The sequence below is a fragment of the Legionella beliardensis genome, assembly GCF_900452395.1.
Lineage (GTDB): Bacteria > Pseudomonadota > Gammaproteobacteria > Legionellales > Legionellaceae > Legionella_C > Legionella_C beliardensis.
In genome coordinates this window covers 507493-525782 of the sequence record NZ_UGNV01000001.1, presented here as the reverse complement: position 1 = coordinate 525782, position 18290 = coordinate 507493, and the positions used below count along the sequence as shown (strand labels likewise).

Genomic DNA, 18290 nt, shown 5'->3' with positions numbered 1-18290 from the left:
AATTATCTGAAGACCGCTATCGTACCGAAGTGTATCGCTTATTAATTGGCTTAGGTCATCAAGTGAACTTAAGGAAAGAAACACCTACGACTCAACCCAATGTTCCTCATTCTTCGTCTCCACCACCTACTCATTATTTTTCTTTTTTTAAGTCATCATTTGGTAATCAAACTCAAACAAGTTTAACACTCACAGCTAGTGCTAGTCCTAGGGTTTGTTAAACTACCTGGCGTTGCTGTAACAAGGGATTAACTTTCAAGTTATTTAAGAACAAGGCCTCTTCCAAAGGCCCTTGTTCCCTACTAATTTCCCTTATTTAATTAGCCTTGTCACATTGGTACTTTTATCGCATCCTCATCATAATCAAGGTATTAATTACCTATTAAAAATAATAATTGATAAATTTGATATTTAGATTAATTAGCTTAAGCTTACCAAAATACCAACTTAATAAAGTTAATACATTACCTGTTAATCTCAACTATAATTTAGCTGAATATTAAGGTAATGGAATTATAATGAATGAATTAACTTTAAAGGAATGCTCTCTACTTAAAAATAGTCCATTGTTTCAGTCACTGACTGAGGATGACTTTAAAGAGATAATTAAAATATCTCACGTACTTAATTTCAATAAAGGCCAGATTCTGCTGACAGAAGGCGAATATAGTGATGATATTTATATAATTATTTTAGGCGAAGTTAATCTCTATAAAATGAGTGGCGAAGAAAAAAAGAGACACTTCATTATTACTTTAAGCTCAGGAGAATCTTTAGGCGAAAGGCGTTTAATTAAAGATCACCCTTGCTCCTCAACTGTAGAAACAAATACGCCTGTTAAATTATTACGTTTATCAATTCAAATACTAAACTCACCACCGTTTCAATACCTATTAAATTTATTGCATTTGTCACTTGCCAAAATGATAAGCACAAAGCTTACATCAGACAATCAAATTAATATGATCATGAATGAGCTAACGTTAAAGGAGCGCTCCTTATTAAAAAATAGCCTGTTATTTCAGTCACTGACTGAAGATGAATTTAAAGAAATAATTAAAGTATCTCAGGTGCTTAATTTCAATAAAGGCCAGATTCTGCTGACAGAAGGCGAATATAGTGATGATATTTATATAATTATTTTAGGCGAAGTTAATCTTTATAAAATGAGTAGGGAAGGAAAAAAGAGGCGTTTAATTACTACTCTAAGCTCAGGAGAGTCTTTAGGCGAGATGCGTTTGATTAAAGAGCAGCCTTGCTCTTTAACTGTAGAAGCAAATACACCTGTTAAATTATTACACTTATCAATTCGGTTATTAAGATCACAACCATTTCAACACTCATTAAACTCACTAATCCGTTCACTTGCTATAATTCTAAGCACAAGGCTTACATCAGATAATTTATTATTATGTAATAAAATAGATGAGGGAAATAAGAAAACAACTCAGCTTTGGGTTTTGCTGATTACTATTTTTATTTTAATTCTATTCTTATTATCCAGAAATTAAATACTACTAGTGCTAACCCTAGAGTTTGTTAAACTAGCTGGCGCTGCTGTAACCAGGGATTAATTTTCAAGTTATTTAAGAACAAAGCCTCTTCCAAAGGCCTTTTTCCATACCTATTCACCTTTATAGATAAAGTCATATAAAATGATTATATAAAAGGGCATTGAAAAAGCTCGTCTATAGAGCATTGATGAGCCCTACGAATAGCTTTAGCTTGGGCCCACTTATTCTCAATTGGATTGAAGTCAGGCGAATAAGGTGGTAAATATTCAAGAATATGTCCGTGTGCTTCAATGAGCTTGCGGGTGGTTAAGGATTTATGAAAAGCAGCATTATCCATCACAATGACACACTGTTTAGGTAGTTTAGGCAGTAAGTCTTGAGCAAGCCAACTTTCAAAGATAAGCGTATCAACCTATGTTTTAAAGAGGCTAACGGTTAATAAGCGTTGTCCTATCAAGGCGCCGATGACATTCGTTCGACCACGGAACCCCAATCCTGAGTGCCGTAGCAACGCTGGCCGATAGGCGCATAGCCATGGGTACGTGGCATATCATGAGCAAATCCACTTTCATCAAGGTAAACAATATCAAATCCTTCAGCTTGATAGTGATTTATTTTTTCTTGAAATAATAATCGTTTCTCGGCGTCGACTTTCGGGTGCACAAGCGTTTTTTTTATAGCTTACACCTAAGCGTTGTAAAGCCCAGCGAATACCTGACTGGCTAACGCCTAAACGTGCTGCTCGCTCATATTGATAGGCAGGATAGTGGGCAATGTCTTGCGCTAATTTATCCATATCAATTGTTACACTCGGTTTATTGCGTTTTAACTTAGGTTCTAGTAGTTTACTTCAACGAAAGAGGCTGCTTTTGCTTAGCTTAAATCGATTTGCTGTTTCCTCAAAACTCAAACCTTCATCTTCTCTTACCTTTAGTACATGTCGTCTAAAATCTACTGAATGAGTCATTACAAATCATAACTAAAAAAATTATGACTATAATCAATTTATATGACTTTAGCTATACCATAATCCTTATGCAGAAACCATGCCCACTTAATCAAGACTTGCAAGTCATTAATATTATTCCAAATTATGATTTGCGCAGTGAAATTTTTACTTATATTGAAGCGCAAGAAGAAAATTTTGCTAAAAAACAAAAATTAGCTATCTAATTTAGATAATTAGCTGATAACTAGATTAGACCAATTAATCAATATCTTACAATGAAGTATTATTTTGAGGTAGCAAATTATGCTTATTAATATGTAATTTTCAGAAATACTGAGTTTTTAGTCTAGTCAGCCAAACTGAAACTAAATATGTAACATTCTAAGTAGATAAAATCTTAAATTAAAATTATTAAAAATCAAACTTATATGATAAGCTCGCGCGCCTTAATTTTCTTGTTTTAACAAAAAAAACTAATAAGTCATAATTTTTTACAGAGGCAATCAAATGCATGAGCTATTAAAAAAAGCAAAAGAAGAAATAGAAAAATTAAATAAAATAATTTCCACCTATAAAGATAGCGATAAATCTATTAATCATGATGTATTGTACAAATGGATACAATATAAAAATATCTTAAACATGTACCTTGTCTGTAGATCATTTCAGCGTGGAAGCTTACATTATGAAAATGATTTGGCACATGCTGTCAAGCCTGCCCATCCTTATGCCTGGAAAGATCTCGGAACTGGATCATCACTCTCTTCGCTAAAGCCTATTATCTATCATGATGATAATAATGCTTATATTGTTCCACGTTCATATATATTAGATGACGAGTGCCAAGATGCGGCTAAAACCTTATCTGATTTATTATTTTCTCATACCATTTTTGAATGCCGTGGTGGAGTACAAATTGTTTACTACCTAACGTTACTTGATCTATTAAAATCAGTCTTTGGATTGGAAGAAGGTTCTAGGCATTTTAATCAAATTTTTGGCTCAAAATCTGCAACGGAAACATTTCAGAAACTTAATCGATTGCGCCTTGGAGTAATGAGTGATTATCCAACGCCATACTGGTACGATTACTCAATACTTTATAGCTTTTGTACACATAAAGAAGTTACTTTAGAAGACCTGCAATCTGAAGCTGATAGTCATATAGGGGCTCGATTTTGGGTTGGTGGAATAAAAAAGTATACGAAAAAACACCCTACTGGATCAAGCCAAGGTGAAAATGTTATTTTTTTGGGATTAAATAACCAAAAAGAACCATTATTCTTTTGTATTCCACATGTCGGTGAAGCATTTTTTATTACTTATAATGAATTATTAAAAAGGTTACATTCTCATTACAATAATTACCCAGAAATAATAAATAGTGCTAATAAAAATCTAGTTTTAACAAGAGCAGAAAAATCAGACTTAATAGGATTACATTATGGTCGTGTTAATTTTTCACCTGCCTCGATAGCAAGTTTGATTGATATTATTCGTAGTAATAATTACCATGTTTTCGAGAATTTTATTCAAAACCATTGTAAAAAATTCCATGAAGAATACATCCTAAAAAATGGCTATGTTATAAAAAATGGAAAGTACCTTAATAATATATTATTTTTCCAAGACAAAGCGGCTAAATATTCCCAAGATGATAGTGATCTTACGTATCAAACAACCGTTATAAAAAAGAAATTAAAGGGGCAACAAGAAAAGTCTTGTAAAGACGATATAGATGTCAGAGAGTCTAGAACTTCAGAGCTTGCGCCGTAAAGTTACAACTAGATAAATAGTTTGAAGAATTAATCGATGAATTTGATAACGAATACCGCTAATTAGCATCACAAATAATAGTATGATAAGCACTTATAATTAAAGTTCATTTGTTGTAATAATATAACAATCAATATCACTCGTTTTTTCATTAAAATAATTTGTTGCGACCGAGCTACCTATGCTTGATGAAGTGTGTTTAAAGCGGGACATGACCAGAGAAAAACAGCGTTATGCTTATTTGAGTAATAAAAACTTCGTGAGGCGTTGCAAGCGCATGTCAATCAATTGAAAGATAAAGCCATGGCCCGCACCAAGCCGCTTTTTCAAACCCAACGCCGTAGTCGCTTTACACCTAATACCTTACAAAAATGGTTTAAGTATTAAACGGAGGATTATTCTATATATATTATGAGTCACACCCTAAATTTCTTTTTAACAGAAGCGCTAGGTTGTAGAAAGTCAGAGGCAATAACTATTTAAATAGCTTAAAAAAATTAACTTGGAACATATGCTACATTAAAAACCGCAGAAAAGTCTATAATTTAATATATATGAATGAATTTTATACAATTTAATATATTAAAAAAATAGCAATCTTAAGGCCAATGGATAGTGTATATGTTTAGCAGATTTTTTCGTTATATACCTCCTCCTGAAGAATTTTTCTTACATTATCCATCTATAACTCAAAATTCTATTATCAATAATTTTAATAACTTAGTTGACTACCTTGAAAAATTTGAATTAAACCTAGATAAATTAAACCAGGAAGGAACTTGTGGAGGGCTTACATACTGTTATGCCCTTTATGCTAAATCAGACCGTCGAGTTGATTTTATCAAATGCTTACAATTTGTTAGCTTATTAAATAAATCAAATAATATGGACTTATTTAAGAAAGCCTTAGATAATATTTTAACTAAAGGTCCTGATTTTTGGAAAAAACATGATATTGAGATAAAACTACAAGCTAATAGTCCTGCTATTTCTTTTAAGACAGTCTGTAATTTTTTACAAGATGTCTCCCGTTCTCAAGCTAATCAATCTATTTTACAAATTAATGCCAACTGGGATAAAACGTATAGTTTTATCTGTCCTAAAGAAAAGTTAACTCAATTTTTGAAGAAACGAAACATTCAAGTTGGAGAAATAGCCCTAGTATCATTTAGTGGACATATTTTTTATATTGAAAAGACTAAAGAAGGTTTTTACCTATTTGAACCCAATGAAATTGATTCAGCTACGTTATTCCCCATTTTAAAAAATGAACAAGAATTAGCGAAAAAAATTTATGAAAATTGCGCGGACTATTTGTATCAAGAAGACAATCTAGCATTTAGCCTAGACTTTATTACTTTCGGGAATAAAAACAGACAGTTAGATGATATTCTTCTCGAACTAAAGCAAGGCCAAAATGAGACGCCTTATCCAACAATTAACTCATTAATTCAGCAGTATTATCTTCGTAAACTTTCTCGCTTCGAGATGGCCTTAGCATTATTTCATGAAATCAACCAACTACAGCTAAAAACAAATCCTATCAACCCCCTACTGACTCAGATAGAAAAAAAATTACAAGCGTATATAAAACCAGAATTGATGTTTCAATCAGATTTAATTAGCGATAGTCAGGGATATCTTAACGAAACAGCGTTTGAATTTCATATTTCATGGTTATTATTAGCTACTGAAGCTAATCAGATAAGTCTTGTCAAGCAACTTATAAAGAGGGGAGTAGATCCAAATTTAGCAAAGAATGATGGCACTACACCCTTATATATGGCTGCACAAGATGGTCATATAGAAATCGTACAATTGTTATTACAACATGGCGCCAATCCAAATTTAGCAACAAAGGATAATGGCACTACACCTTTATTTATGGCTGCACAAAAGGGACATAAAGAAATCGTACAACTCTTATTACAACATGGTGCCAATCCAGATTTAGTAACAAAGGATAATGGCATTACACCTTTATTTATGGCTGCACAAAAGGGACATAAAGAAATCGTACAATTCTTATTACAACATGGTGCCAATCCAGACTTAGCAACAACGGATAATGGCACCACACCTTTATTTATTGCTGCACAAAAAGGGCATAAAGAAATCGTACAATTCTTATTACAACATGGTGCCAATCCAGACTTAGCAACAACGGATGATAGAGCTACACCCTTGTATATGGCTGCACAAAATGGTCATAAAGAAACAGTGCAACTCTTGTTACAACATCATGCTAATCCAAATTTAGCAACAAAGGATAATGGCGTTACACCCTTATTTATTGCCGCACAAAATGGACATACAGAAACAGTGCAACGCTTGTTACAACATAGTGCCAATCCAGATTTAGCTAGGAATGATAATGGCGCTACACCCTTATTTATGGCTGCACAAAATGGTCATAAAGAAACAGTGCAACTCTTATTACAACATGGCGCCAATCCAAATTTAGCAAGGAATGATAATGGCGCTACACCGTTATCTATGGCTGCACAAATGGGACATCAAGAAACAGCGCAGCTCTTGTTACAACATGGTGCCAATCCAGATTTAGCAAGGAATAATGGCGCTACACCTTTATTTATTGCTACACAAAATGGACATAAAGATATGGCGCAACTCTTATTACAACATGGTGCAAAGGTGGATATGCCCATAAAGGCCTCAACCAATATTTTATTGGGAAAAGCTGAAAAATGTGGCCGAAAGTCAATTTTAGAAGCATTACTTAAAAATAGTGGCCCTTTAAGCGATCTCTCAATGCCTACTTCATTAGAAGGCTTTACTGTTTTGCATGCTGCTGCTTTTTTTGGGCATAATGATATTGTCAAATTGTTATTAAAACACGGTGCCGATTTAAATGATAGTGCAGCTGGAATGACTGCATTACAATTTGCGCAGGTTATGGATCATCAAGAGATAGTTGAGCTTCTTGAAAGTCACGCCTTAAGCCATGATATAAAATTTAACCTATAAAACAGATTGAAGAACTAGCCAATGTAGCCTTGATGAAGCAACGCGTAATCAAGGTTTCAGCTGAATGTATTTAATATACGTTGATGAAAATAATCATATTAAACCTTGATTGCACTGCGTTTCATCAAGGCTACACTAGCTATTAATAAAAATAGGCACATGTTATTTAATTAATATTAAGGTGACACTTTATTAATCTCTTAGAAGTTATCGTCACATAAACGACTGATTACAGAACAATTCCTAGCTAATTCACAGTATCTCGTAAATTAGTCACTTAACTAGTCATTTCAAATAATATTATGGTAAGCACTTATGATTTTAGAAATTAGCTAGATTGCTCTCTACTTGTATTCAATACATAGTTAATAAAGTACTGAGTCTCTTTGAATCGATCGAAAAAATGCTTAGGTTGCCAACTAAGCGCTTTTTCAATAAGTTCCTTAAACATTCCTGGCGTATTTTCTATTGCCCAATGCGCTGCGTCAGGTTTTGACGCTATCTTATTCGTTTCTAATGTATACAGCGTTCTACACATAGTTAGAATGGCAAATACTTGATAGTCACTTCTGCTTAATTTTTCTACATTAGCTAACATAGGCCGCCAGTATTCATTTAAATTACTTTCAATGGCAAGCCTTAAATCGTTAATCGTGATTTCTTTCGCTAACTTTTTTATATCAGGACCAAAAACTCTAATTCCCTGCTCTCGCAATACATATAATTCAATAACAAAATTACTACCATACGGTGCTAGATAAAAGTTCCCTTCGTTAAAATAAGGGCGAACATCCTTCGAATTGAAATTTATAAGGATAGACTTAGGAATATAGGAAGCTTCAACTTTTTGGGCATACAGAGTTTGACTCAAATAAAATTGCTCATGTATATCTTGAAGTTGTTGAATTGTATTTGTAGAAAGTTCATTTGTTGTAATAATATAACAATCAATATCACTCGTTTTTTCATTAAAATAATTTGTTGCCACCGAGCCACCTACATACAATCCAATCATTTGATTTTCTAAAATTGATTGTAGGTTTAAGAGCAATTGTTGCAATATATTGGTTATCATCATTTATATATTTAAAACGATTAGTCGCTTTACACCTAATACCTTATAGACTATTGATGTCAAAAAAACATCAAGCATAAATTGAGTAAGCGCTTCTACTAAATACTATTTAATTTTAAGCCGGCACTTAAATAACAAACAAATTAGACTTGATTTTCCAGCACTCAATCAATAAAATCCATTAAAAATCAAAAACCTATAAAGAGATATGCATGCCAAGTATAATATTAAAAAATTATGTGACCTATGATAGCCAAACACGTGAATTTTATGCGTCTGAGCTTTGGTTAAAATTAATTGCTTTGTTAGATGAACAGCAAAGTAAAGTTTTCATGGAAACGTATAAAAATAAGATACCTTTACAGGTAATGGTTGATTATACGCAAAAGAATTTTTTAAGAAAAGAAAATCAACGGTGGGCTTTTGAAAATTATAATGATTTTAGCGCAAAGAAAAAACAAGATTTAACTATCCTTCTAAATGACTATAACCAAATTGAAGCCCAGTCTTTTCCTAAACAAGCTGACCTTGTTTTATTGTTAGGAACATCAACAGTCAATATTTGTAAGCGACTCTTTTATTTATTTGATGCAATTACTAAAGAAGGGGTTAATGTAGGTGAAGTACTCATTTCTGGTAATACTGAACCGTATGACAAATTTATGGATACATTGAAAGCGGTCATGCAATTACATCCAGAGTATTTTCGAGAAGGATTATCTGAAAAAGACATACCCTCTTCAATTACAATGCATGAGACAATGTGTTTTGTTATAGAGAATTTACGTTGGCCTGAAAACAAAAAACCATTATTAATAAAACAAGCATTAGCGCACCCAAGCAATACTAATCATGAAGCGGAAGCCGCAGTAAATTATTTTCCAACTTTTGTGTCTAAAATGAAGAATAAAACGGCCAATCTGTTGTTTAAGCTACCTTCCATTCCTTCTGTAGTCACTTTATCTCATCAACCCTTTTTAGATCGGCAAGGCATCACAGTGACTGGCGCTTTTAAGAAAAATCTTTCTGAGGAGGTTCCTATTGAAATTGCCGGACCCGGCCTTCAAACTTATCCTTCATTAAATGACTTACCAGCTTCAACGATGAGCTCTGCTCAAATTGTAGATAATTTAACGCGAACCTTATATGAAATTAAACAGAATCTATCGCATCTGTTTAAAGAGCAAGTTAAAGAAAAAGAAGAACAAGCAATAGAGCAGCCTTCTGTTTCACTTATGTAAAAATAATTTAAGAACGTAGTATTGAATAGTAACTTAATATAGGTAGATGTATTCATCAATGCAGAATTTAAAATTCTAGGGCGTTAAAGTAATGGCGCCTCAATAGTTGATGGTATGAAATCAATCTGCATTGATGACAATCCGAACAGTTAATGAATGTCACGTAAACAGTCATTTTATTTGTTTATGTGAATTAACATCAGCTACTATTAAATTTCAATAAAGATTTGTTTTCATTTTATAACTAACTCCACCAAAGAAAAGAATTCGTGCACTGATGAATCTTGCTTGCAGTGACGTTTTATACCGACAGTTTAAAATTTCAGTATTAACTGCAGCCGCCTGCATGATCATTAAATAAATTTCTTGTTTTCAATTAATCTATTAGTATATTATCCAATCCCTTTTTTTAAAGAATGTACAACATTATATGAAAAATCGATTTGAAGTTATCTTGGTGCAATTGCGCAATAATGACCAAAGCGTTAAAGAACTTAATCTTTCTGGCCACTGTATTAAAGCTGCTGATGCAAAAGATTTAAGTGAAGCACTTAAAAAAAATACTAGCCTCATTAAGCTTAACTTCAAGCACAATGATATTACTGATATTGGCGTAAGACATTTAAGTACCGCACTTAAAATTAATACCAACCTCATTGAGCTTAACCTTGCCTACAATGAGATTACTGATATTGGCGTAAAACACTTAAGTACCGCACTTAAAATTAATACCAACCTCATTAAGCTTAACCTTGCCCACAATGATACTACTGATATTGGCGTAAACCGCTTAAGTACCGCACTTAAAAGCAATACAAGCCTCATTAACCTTAATCTTGGTAGCAACAATATTAGTGATGCTGGCGTAAAAAATTTAAGTGCAGCACTTCAAAGTAATACTAGCCTCATTAATCTTAACCTGTCGTTCAATGACATTAGCGATATTGGTATAAAAGACCTAAGTACGGCACTTAAAAGCAATACTAGCCTAACTAAGCTTAATTTAAGTCACAATACAATAGGTGCTAAGGGCATCAGCTATTTAGCGAATGCGTTGCAATCCAATTATACGTTGCTTGCATTAGAAGGTGCCGATAATGATGAGATTAAAAACCTCTTAGCTAGAAACAAACAGATCGCATCCTGCTTGCCTCAAGGCCTCACTCATCAGGATAGAATTGCTCTGTTAACTAAACTTAAACCCTTATTACCCTCCTACCAGTTACCTGAAGACCGTTATCGTGCCAAAGTGAAACGCTTGTTAACTGACTTAAGCAATCAAGCCAGCCTAAAGAAAGAAACATATCCAGCTCAACCCAGTGTGTCTCATTCTTTATCGCAACCGGCTACTCATTATTTTTCATTTTTTAAGTCGTCATTTGGTAATCAAAATCAAACAAGCTCAACCCTAACAGCTAACATTATTCCTGAGTTTCGTTAAATTACTTGGCGCTGCTGTAACAAGGGATTTAATTAAAAAAAGGCCTCTTCAAAAGGCTTTTTCCATGCTAGCTGGCTCTTGTTCTTTTAATTAAAGCCAGGTAAATATTGATGTGATTAAAGACAACTCAGGGCTAGCACTCAATTGGAAAATAGTCATATATTTAAAAATTTGCTGATACGAGCTCATATTCCATAGCGTATCAAGTTAAATATAGAAATTGATAGTTTCCATTTCATATGAAATTTTCTAAAGGTGTATATTTTATTACTATACTAAACTTAATTTTTTAATTCTCTTGAAAGTAATTATCTATTTGACTGCACTAATTTAATTATCTTCTTTAGGTAGAGGAAGTTGATAAGGAAATACTTCAATAACTTTTTCGTTCCTGACGATGGTATAAGTAAAATTTATCATCAATGCTTTCTTAAGCTCTGCTTGAATTAACTTTGCAGATATTCCTGAGTAGCGATAATATCGCTCAAACACTTCAGGTAAAATGAAAATAAGTTTTGCATTAGCTTGGGATGGCTTATAAAGTATTAGGTCTTGAGCATCTAGAGCATATTCTCTATCCCCAGAGTCTATCCTCCTTTTAATCCAATTCAAAAATTTAGGAAGAGGGTTTTTAAAAATTTGCTTTTTCTTTTGGTTCCTTACTCTATTTTTCAAATTAATTTTAGACTTAGTTGAAGATAATCGATAATTACGCGAAGTATATTCTTTATTTACTGCATTCATGCTATTGATCCTGAGCTAATTTGAAATTTTCAATTTCAATTTATTACCTTATATTATTTGCGCTCTTATTTAGCCATATAATTATTATTTATTAAATGAGTTTTTTAGCATGGTAAAAACTATGGGAAAATATCATATAAAAAATATATCCTCTCTTTCGCTTTGTTATTTAATGGATAAATAAATGGAAATAAAAAAAATTTATTGGAATGAAATTAGAAAGGTTGTAAAAAATATTGATAATAAATTTTATCAGTTAGTTGATCAGTTAGCTCCAGGTAATCTTTATCCACTCTATTTAGTATCTTATAACTATGGTGAAACAATTGGAGATAGCAAAGGCACAATTTTGAAAAATGAATCAGGAGAATTCTATCATCTTGGAGACTCTAACACGCCAAAAGACATATTTGAAAATTTAGGTTATGGTATTAAAAATTCCCCACTAATGATGATTCTAGATAAAAAATTTGAGTGGTTTATATCTGACTTTCAAGAAAATACTTCTTTCCCTATTTATATTGAAGGCCCTGGATTTTTTATTGGAACTCGCCAGCTCTTAGCTGAAAAAGCTGCAAGAACTTATATTTCTAGTTCAATAATGTCTTGCACTGCAGGCACTAGAAGCGCTTTTATGCTTCCTAATATTGGTAATCAAAAAAAACATATGCATCTTCAACGACAATTAGGTATTACTTGCTCTACACCAAAAGACATACAAAATCATTGGGAAGTTTTTAAAGAAATAAGCTTACTAAGTGGAAGCCCGTGGCGAGCAAAAGTATTAATTTTTTCTTCTAAATGGATTGATAGTCTAAAAAATGATTCTAAGTGGATACCAGTACAAAAATATCTCATTGAGAAAATGATTAAAAGCTGGGAACATGATAAAAATTATTTCTTTTATAATTTTGCTTTTTCAAAAGCCCAAGATACTTATAATATTCTTTCTAATCCTTATTTGAATGAAACAACTAAGCACATCTTAGGGATTTTATTAGGAGCAAACCTAGGTTACAGACCATCTACTGATGATTTTTTTATACCTTTAAATGAAATTCAATTAGCCTATCAGGAAATATATCGAATTGAGCAGACTCCGATTTTATTAGAGCCAGATAAATTCGATATCTATAATGAGTTTCAACTTCCTGTTTATTACTCATTACAAAAACCCTTCGTTTGCTTAGAAAAGCAAACAAAAACTGAAACGAGAGCATTAGTAAATCTTCATTCTCTGATTAGGATATTGAATAAATTATATGCCTTCTTAGAGGCTCAAAAAAACGGAGATTACAAAGGAACTTTACTTCAAGAAATAGCAGGAAAAGTTAAGTTTTCCTATTTCCACCATTCTCCTAAACAAGATAGTAAATATGAAAATAATACTATCATTAATATTTCTTCAGACATAGCAAAAGAAGATGCCAGATTTCATCTAGGAACTAATAATTTAAAAAAATACTTTTTCCCTTCTGATGCTAAGTTTTTTCGAGGTTGCATTAAAATATCAAAAAATTGACTTAATTTTATTTATTAAATTTTTATTTATATCAATATTTTTAGAGGAAAATATAAATTGCTTAAGTGCAATTTCTAAATTTTCTGACATAAACTCCTCTAAACTTTCATTACTCAATTTCTGAGAACCATATTAATGTTAGTTTTCTTAAAGAATTCAAAGCCAACTATGCAAAGAATAATAGTTAACGATAATGGAGCGCAAGCTATCCAAATATTAATATTTTTATAGTTCACTCCTAAATAACCTACTAATGTAGCACCAAGGATCCCACTAATATAATAAGTCATTTTCCATGCAGCAAAACCCAGGCCTTCTTTTCCTTCTCCCATACTTGTTGCAGCAATTTTTTTTGAGATTGGTGAAAAAATTAATTCTCCTAACGTTGCAAAACATATGAATAGTAAGCTTGGTATAAAGTATGTAGTTAATCCAAAAAATAAATACCCAAACCCCACTAAAGTACCCCCAGCCAACAATAAAAAGGTATTTGTTTTATATTTTAATTTATTTATAAGCACCGGTTGTAATAAAACAACACAGATCGGGTTAGCAGATAAAATTAACCATAAAATCCAAGGATTGTTGCTAAATCGTACATTTACTTCAAAGGGAAAATAAACTTTAACCAGAGAATATATTACTCCGTACAAAAAGACTACTGATATGATCAGTACTACAAGCGGAATATTTATTTTATCCCTTTCAACTTTAAGCACTTTCTTATTTATTGAATTGATTTCTTTAATTCTAAATACAAAAGCACTAGTACAAGCTAGAAATAAGGCACAGATTAAAAATAAAGCTCGTATTTGTTCTGTTTTTAAATAACAGAGGAGAAAACTAAATATAGATAGTGAAAAATTAAATACTACCGATTGAATCACAAGAATTTTATTTTTCATAATATCATCTTCTGCCAGCTTAATTAGCGCTGTTAAATTGGCAACAGCAATGAATACGCCGCCAAATCCACATAAGAATAAAGTAAATAATAGATGATAATATGAGACAATCATTGATAGTAATGCAAAACCTATAGAGTAAATAAGGAAACCTAAAGCAGCCACCTTAGTTGGATTTATTTTAATTGTTAGGTAGCCACTGAACAAAGACCCAATACAAGTTCCAACAGATAATGCTGAAATGAGCTTGCCTACTTGAAAAGAGTCAAAACCCAAAGATTTCATTAAATAAACCGAGATAAAATAGGTTATACATATTGCAGCCGATTCAATCACTATCAATGGAACTAATTTACCTGTCCCTTTAGGAGCATTAAAATAGATAGAATAAAATTTTTTAAAGCTTGTTTTTAACATTTAGTTTCAATTTCCATTATATTAGCTAAGATAATCTACTGAGCCAGTATAATCTTGATAAAGCAACGCATAATCAAGATTTAACTTAGATGTACTTAATCTTTTCCCTTGACTTAAGGTGCTTAATATACGTTATATACGTTGATAAGAATAATCATATTAAACCTTGATTACGCTGCGCTGCATCAAGGCTACGCTAGCTGGTACTATCCGTTACCGTGATTTAAATTTCTTATGGTTACCATGTTATTAACCACTATATAAAAAATAATTATAATTATTTCTTTTTAATAGAATGCAGTTTATATGCGGATAATTCTTCTTTCGAAATTTGAACATACTCTGATAAAATATCTGCATATTCTGGATAATTAGATAATGGAGAATTTTTAGCTATCCACAAGTTCGGAACTTTAACTGTTCTTCTAAAATTTGACCTAAAAAAAGGATTATGCCAAACAAGATACTTTCTAGCAGGATTTTTCTTATCTTTAATTATTTTCTCTAAATTACCATATTCTAAGTAGCCGCTTCTAGGATTTTGAAAATTACTTTCAGCTAATACTTTAAGATTTTTCTCTATTTTTTTATCATCTTCATGAGTAAATTTTGGATCCAACGACCTACAATATCTTCTTAATTCCCAAACAGTAAAATCCAAATTAAAAAGCCTAAGTCCATCTTCAAAATAGGGGTTAGTAAAATACCTATTATTTCCATAAATATTAAAATGCTCTATAGTACTCGTAGTTACCTTACTTAAATTTACAAAATCTAGTTTATTGATCAGCTTAAGACCTTCTAATAAATTATGCCTCATACTTTTTGAGTTAATCCTATTAAAGAGCAATATTGCTTTAATATATTTCTCAATAGCTTGAAGACTAGACCATTGAAATTGAGAATAAAGATTTAAACGAAATGATAATCTTGCAATAATATAATCGCCATCTGCTTGAATTAAAAAGCATTCTTCAGCAAAATAATTAAGAAAGTTATTTATATCCTTATTTAATAAATTCATAATTACTAATAATTATAATTGGAGAACTATTTAAAATTATAGATCATTAGTAAATACTTAAGAAATTACTTGAAAAATGTACTTTTCGATAGTAAAGAAAAAGAATATTTTAAAATCCCTTTCCTGTAATCATCTTAGCTATCTTTGTTTTAAATAAACAAATTTTATAGTATCAATCGCATTTTTATAGTCATCTTGATTAGGGCTATTAAAATAGTAGGTGCGATTATTAATTGAAGACATAGTCAAAAGAGATTAATTTAAATAGTTGACTATAATTATAAAGAGGAATAAATGGAGATAGATATGGACAATATGGACTTTTTAAATAATATAATGATATCAACGAAAAATAAAGATAAAATTAAGTTGAAACTTAAATTCACTTGTAGTGAAGATCTTAAAAATAAACTTAAATTAGATATAATTGAAGAAAAAGACGGAGTAACTGTACACATTTCTAAGCAAGATAACTCTTAGTTTGAGAAAAATAAAATATATATGATTAAAGACATTTTATTGACCAAACTTAAATATTTTTAGGTGCTTTAACTTAACTTAATCCTAACAATTTTTTCCATCTGCACTTAATTACCCTTTTTTGGAGCCACATTTCTATATAGTGTCTGTTTGGAAAGGTCTAATTTTAGTTTCCACCTGCCTGCTCTAGTGAATCCATAGTTAAGCATAAATTAGTAATTGTTATTTTATATGGCCACGCACTCGTGCGGAATTCATACCGGCCAGCGTTCAAGAATCATTTTGCGCTCAAATTTAGCAAGTGCTGAAAAAATTCCAAAAACTGATTTACCGGCTGACGTAGTTGTATCAATTGCAGCACCATGGCCGGCCAATATCTTTAAGCCGATTTTGTGCTCCCTTAATTCTTGAACAATATTAACGAGATGATGAAAATTTATACCTAACCTATCTAGCCTTCAGAAAATTAAGATGAAGCACTTTAAGATAATTTTTAAAGCCAGAGCGATCATCATTTTTTCCTGAAACATAATCTTGATAAATAGCATTTTCTTCAACTCCAGTCATAAGCAACGCATCGCGCTGTAAATCTGTTATCTGCAACCCATCTACTTTTGAAACTCACGATATCCGATAAACATATTTACCCTATTCTTTATTATTGTTTTAAAGTTACTGTCACATAACTGGGCGGCTATAGTACTAGCTACAACCTATCTTTAATAAACTGTAAATTAGTTACTTAATTGATCATTTAATTAACATTACGTAAATAGATATTTCTTTTGTTTATGTAACTTGAGACAACCGAAGGTCAAAACTCAATTTGTAAATAGTCTTATCCTTAAAGGTTTTGCAGAATAAAACTATGGCTTAGATGATGCCAAAAATTTCACCGTTATCTTTATGGTTCCTAAAAATATACAAAAGAGGCTCTTATATCAAAAAAAGAAGCCCTACGTTGATTTCAGACATAATAAAATAAAAAAGTAACGCGCTAAATGTATGTTTAGGAATGACTTATAAACCCCTATTAGAAATTATCCAATCCCTTTTTTTAAAAATACAAAATCATATGAAAAAGCTATTTGAAGATAACTTAGTGCAATTGCGTAGTAATGACCTAAGCGTTAAAGAGCTTAACTTAGCGAATAATATTGATGATACTAGCGTAAGAGATTCAAGTACTGCAGTTCAAAGCCATCTTAGCCTTAATGAAGCAAGGCGCAATCAAGGTTTAACCGTAACGTTGCTGAAAATAATTATATTAAACTTGATTACGCTGCGCCTTATCAAGACTACGCTGGCTTAGAACCATCCTCTAAATTTAACAAATCTATCTTTATCTTCTTTTTACCTACAACCTCTTAAAGTAGAACTTATAAAAGCTTTACTCTCAGTATCGATCTCATTAGATTTGACCTCTATATCCATTATTTGATCGTCTGTATTCTTATCTGCATAAGTAGGTAAAACTCGGCTGGTGTTGTCAAGTGTGGGTGGTTGTGATTTAAATATGGAATGTCTGCTTAATAGAGAATAATCATCTGGGTTCGCTGGCGCTTCTGGTTCTTTTGTATCCATTAATTCTACTAGTGTATTGGCTACATCCTTTTCAACTTCTATTTCAGCCATAGGCGAATTGGTATCCGGTTGTTCTGGTCTAGCTACCTCTAGATTCAGCGGGGCTGTCACTTGACCCTGTTGTTCTTTTGCAAGCCGTGTAATTGATTTGGATAATGGCACAGTTGGTGAAAAGGCTGGCTCTTTATCATTTAAATCTTCGCTTATATAGGTAACATCAGATAATGCTGGCGAATTTAATGTAAACGAAGCAGGGTGATTTTCAACAGGTGTTAAGTTTACGGGCTGGGTCGCATTTTTCATAAATAGTTCTAATGCAGTACTATGAATGTCCTTTACATGCCTGCTTCTATACGTGATGGTATAATCTTTATGGCATGTATCACAGCACCACTTGTTATCTCGATTAGTGTTATAAGCGCCCTGGGTATAATGGCCAATTGAGTCAGCAAATTTCCTCACCAATGCCTCTTTCTGCATAGTTTTACTCCAAAAAATATACTTTTTGTATTATATATTGACAAACCTTAAGGAAATATTAAGAGGAAAGTAGTTTTGTGTAATAGTCCAAGGAAAATGGCATGAAAAAGGGATAATAAATAAGGGCTTAACTAGCCCGTGTAGCCTTGA

The 18290-nt window shown here is 32.0% G+C and carries 20 protein-coding genes; 10 read left to right on the top strand and 10 right to left on the bottom strand.

Annotation, left to right across the window (positions count from 1 at the left end):
• Window positions 1-29: 29 nt before the first annotated feature.
• Together DYE47_RS15925 and DYE47_RS02370 are read left to right on the top strand one after the other, a co-directional pair.
• Complete coding sequence (locus tag DYE47_RS15925) at window positions 30-221, top strand: hypothetical protein (RefSeq protein ID WP_131750091.1); 192 nt, start codon at window positions 30-32, stop codon at window positions 219-221.
• Window positions 222-518: 297 nt separating this feature from the next.
• A complete protein-coding gene (locus tag DYE47_RS02370; protein ID WP_115301733.1) occupies window positions 519-1511 on the top strand; it encodes a cyclic nucleotide-binding domain-containing protein in 993 nt (330 codons plus the stop codon).
• Window positions 1512-1659: 148 nt separating this feature from the next.
• Here DYE47_RS02370 and DYE47_RS16255 read toward each other — a convergent pair whose 3' ends face one another.
• Genes DYE47_RS16255 through DYE47_RS16330 form a run of 3 tightly spaced genes read right to left on the bottom strand, consistent with a single transcriptional unit; the run spans window position 1660 to window position 2310 of the window.
• Complete coding sequence (locus tag DYE47_RS16255) at window positions 1660-1914, bottom strand: transposase (RefSeq protein WP_207385201.1); 255 nt, start codon at window positions 1912-1914, stop codon at window positions 1660-1662.
• Between the two features lie 53 nt (window positions 1915-1967).
• A complete protein-coding gene (locus DYE47_RS16250; RefSeq protein ID WP_207385202.1) occupies window positions 1968-2177 on the bottom strand; it encodes a hypothetical protein in 210 nt (69 codons plus the stop codon).
• Window positions 2110-2310 (bottom strand): hypothetical protein, encoded by a 201-nt coding sequence (locus tag DYE47_RS16330; RefSeq protein ID WP_242604240.1) that lies wholly within the window; start codon window positions 2308-2310, stop codon window positions 2110-2112. The genes DYE47_RS16250 and DYE47_RS16330 overlap by 68 nt, the downstream gene beginning before the upstream one ends.
• Window positions 2311-2504: 194 nt before the next feature.
• On the opposite strand from DYE47_RS16330, the gene DYE47_RS15920 reads away from it, so the two are divergent.
• The 3 genes from DYE47_RS15920 to DYE47_RS02345 all read left to right on the top strand — a co-directional run bounded on the left by DYE47_RS15920 (window position 2505) and on the right by DYE47_RS02345 (window position 7227).
• Window positions 2505-2687, top strand: coding sequence for a hypothetical protein (locus DYE47_RS15920; RefSeq protein WP_131750092.1), 183 nt, complete (start codon window positions 2505-2507; stop codon window positions 2685-2687).
• A 283-nt stretch (window positions 2688-2970) separates the two neighbouring features.
• Complete coding sequence (locus DYE47_RS02355; protein ID WP_115301732.1) at window positions 2971-4239, top strand: hypothetical protein; 1269 nt, start codon at window positions 2971-2973, stop codon at window positions 4237-4239.
• Window positions 4240-4860: 621 nt separating this feature from the next.
• Complete coding sequence (locus tag DYE47_RS02345; RefSeq protein WP_115301731.1) at window positions 4861-7227, top strand: ankyrin repeat domain-containing protein; 2367 nt, start codon at window positions 4861-4863, stop codon at window positions 7225-7227.
• A gap of 328 nt (window positions 7228-7555) precedes the next feature.
• Here DYE47_RS02345 and DYE47_RS02340 read toward each other — a convergent pair whose 3' ends face one another.
• Window positions 7556-8305 (bottom strand): aminoglycoside adenylyltransferase domain-containing protein, encoded by a 750-nt coding sequence (locus tag DYE47_RS02340; protein WP_115301730.1) that lies wholly within the window; start codon window positions 8303-8305, stop codon window positions 7556-7558.
• A gap of 209 nt (window positions 8306-8514) precedes the next feature.
• On the opposite strand from DYE47_RS02340, the gene DYE47_RS02335 reads away from it, so the two are divergent.
• Both DYE47_RS02335 and DYE47_RS02330 read left to right on the top strand, forming a co-directional pair.
• Window positions 8515-9543, top strand: coding sequence for a hypothetical protein (locus DYE47_RS02335; protein WP_115301729.1), 1029 nt, complete (start codon window positions 8515-8517; stop codon window positions 9541-9543).
• A gap of 430 nt (window positions 9544-9973) precedes the next feature.
• On the top strand, window positions 9974-10984 hold the full coding sequence (locus tag DYE47_RS02330; RefSeq protein WP_115301728.1) for a leucine-rich repeat domain-containing protein: 1011 nt from the start codon (window positions 9974-9976) through the stop codon (window positions 10982-10984).
• 330 nt (window positions 10985-11314) lie between these two features.
• Here DYE47_RS02330 and DYE47_RS02325 read toward each other — a convergent pair whose 3' ends face one another.
• Entirely contained in the window at window positions 11315-11728 is a 414-nt protein-coding gene (locus tag DYE47_RS02325) for a hypothetical protein (protein WP_115301727.1), read from the bottom strand.
• 184 nt (window positions 11729-11912) lie between these two features.
• On the opposite strand from DYE47_RS02325, the gene DYE47_RS02320 reads away from it, so the two are divergent.
• Entirely contained in the window at window positions 11913-13250 is a 1338-nt protein-coding gene (locus DYE47_RS02320) for a hypothetical protein (RefSeq protein WP_115301726.1), read from the top strand.
• 113 nt (window positions 13251-13363) lie between these two features.
• Here the strand turns inward: DYE47_RS02320 and DYE47_RS02315 are convergent, their stop codons facing one another.
• Both DYE47_RS02315 and DYE47_RS02310 read right to left on the bottom strand, forming a co-directional pair.
• Window positions 13364-14572: an MFS transporter gene (locus DYE47_RS02315; RefSeq protein WP_115301725.1), complete on the bottom strand. Its 1209-nt coding sequence runs from the start codon at window positions 14570-14572 to the stop codon at window positions 13364-13366.
• 277 nt (window positions 14573-14849) lie between these two features.
• Window positions 14850-15596 (bottom strand): HEPN domain-containing protein, encoded by a 747-nt coding sequence (locus DYE47_RS02310; protein WP_115301724.1) that lies wholly within the window; start codon window positions 15594-15596, stop codon window positions 14850-14852.
• A gap of 306 nt (window positions 15597-15902) precedes the next feature.
• Between DYE47_RS02310 and DYE47_RS15970 the strand changes: the two genes are divergently transcribed.
• Window positions 15903-16076 (top strand): hypothetical protein, encoded by a 174-nt coding sequence (locus DYE47_RS15970; RefSeq protein WP_160149825.1) that lies wholly within the window; start codon window positions 15903-15905, stop codon window positions 16074-16076.
• A 254-nt stretch (window positions 16077-16330) separates the two neighbouring features.
• Here the strand turns inward: DYE47_RS15970 and DYE47_RS16575 are convergent, their stop codons facing one another.
• Complete coding sequence (locus DYE47_RS16575; protein ID WP_425324455.1) at window positions 16331-16492, bottom strand: recombinase family protein; 162 nt, start codon at window positions 16490-16492, stop codon at window positions 16331-16333.
• Window positions 16493-16523: 31 nt separating this feature from the next.
• Entirely contained in the window at window positions 16524-16679 is a 156-nt protein-coding gene (locus DYE47_RS02295; RefSeq protein ID WP_115301721.1) for a recombinase family protein, read from the bottom strand.
• 412 nt (window positions 16680-17091) lie between these two features.
• On the opposite strand from DYE47_RS02295, the gene DYE47_RS02290 reads away from it, so the two are divergent.
• Window positions 17092-17388: a hypothetical protein gene (locus DYE47_RS02290; protein ID WP_115301720.1), complete on the top strand. Its 297-nt coding sequence runs from the start codon at window positions 17092-17094 to the stop codon at window positions 17386-17388.
• Between the two features lie 41 nt (window positions 17389-17429).
• On the opposite strand, the gene DYE47_RS02285 is transcribed toward DYE47_RS02290, so the two are convergent.
• Window positions 17430-18140, bottom strand: a complete 711-nt coding sequence (locus tag DYE47_RS02285) for a hypothetical protein (protein WP_115301719.1) — start codon at window positions 18138-18140, stop codon at window positions 17430-17432.
• Window positions 18141-18290 lie beyond the last annotated feature (150 nt).

Excerpts from the sequence above, each read along its gene's own strand:
- DYE47_RS02370 (WP_115301733.1), top strand. The coding sequence starts at position 519 with ATGAATGAATTAACTTTAAAGGAATGCTCTCTACTTAAAAATAGTCCA.
- DYE47_RS16330 (WP_242604240.1), bottom strand. The coding sequence starts at position 2,310 with ATGGATAAATTAGCGCAAGACATTGCCCACTATCCTGCCTATCAATAT.
- DYE47_RS15920 (WP_131750092.1), top strand. The coding sequence starts at position 2,505 with ATGACTATAATCAATTTATATGACTTTAGCTATACCATAATCCTTATG.
- DYE47_RS02355 (WP_115301732.1), top strand. The coding sequence starts at position 2,971 with ATGCATGAGCTATTAAAAAAAGCAAAAGAAGAAATAGAAAAATTAAAT.
- DYE47_RS02345 (WP_115301731.1), top strand. The coding sequence starts at position 4,861 with ATGTTTAGCAGATTTTTTCGTTATATACCTCCTCCTGAAGAATTTTTC.
- DYE47_RS02340 (WP_115301730.1), bottom strand. The coding sequence starts at position 8,305 with ATGATGATAACCAATATATTGCAACAATTGCTCTTAAACCTACAATCA.
- DYE47_RS02335 (WP_115301729.1), top strand. The coding sequence starts at position 8,515 with ATGCCAAGTATAATATTAAAAAATTATGTGACCTATGATAGCCAAACA.
- DYE47_RS02330 (WP_115301728.1), top strand. The coding sequence starts at position 9,974 with ATGAAAAATCGATTTGAAGTTATCTTGGTGCAATTGCGCAATAATGAC.
- DYE47_RS02325 (WP_115301727.1), bottom strand. The coding sequence starts at position 11,728 with ATGAATGCAGTAAATAAAGAATATACTTCGCGTAATTATCGATTATCT.
- DYE47_RS02320 (WP_115301726.1), top strand. The coding sequence starts at position 11,913 with ATGGAAATAAAAAAAATTTATTGGAATGAAATTAGAAAGGTTGTAAAA.
- DYE47_RS02315 (WP_115301725.1), bottom strand. The coding sequence starts at position 14,572 with ATGTTAAAAACAAGCTTTAAAAAATTTTATTCTATCTATTTTAATGCT.
- DYE47_RS02310 (WP_115301724.1), bottom strand. The coding sequence starts at position 15,596 with ATGAATTTATTAAATAAGGATATAAATAACTTTCTTAATTATTTTGCT.
- DYE47_RS15970 (WP_160149825.1), top strand. The coding sequence starts at position 15,903 with ATGGACAATATGGACTTTTTAAATAATATAATGATATCAACGAAAAAT.
- DYE47_RS02290 (WP_115301720.1), top strand. The coding sequence starts at position 17,092 with ATGACTTATAAACCCCTATTAGAAATTATCCAATCCCTTTTTTTAAAA.
- DYE47_RS02285 (WP_115301719.1), bottom strand. The coding sequence starts at position 18,140 with ATGCAGAAAGAGGCATTGGTGAGGAAATTTGCTGACTCAATTGGCCAT.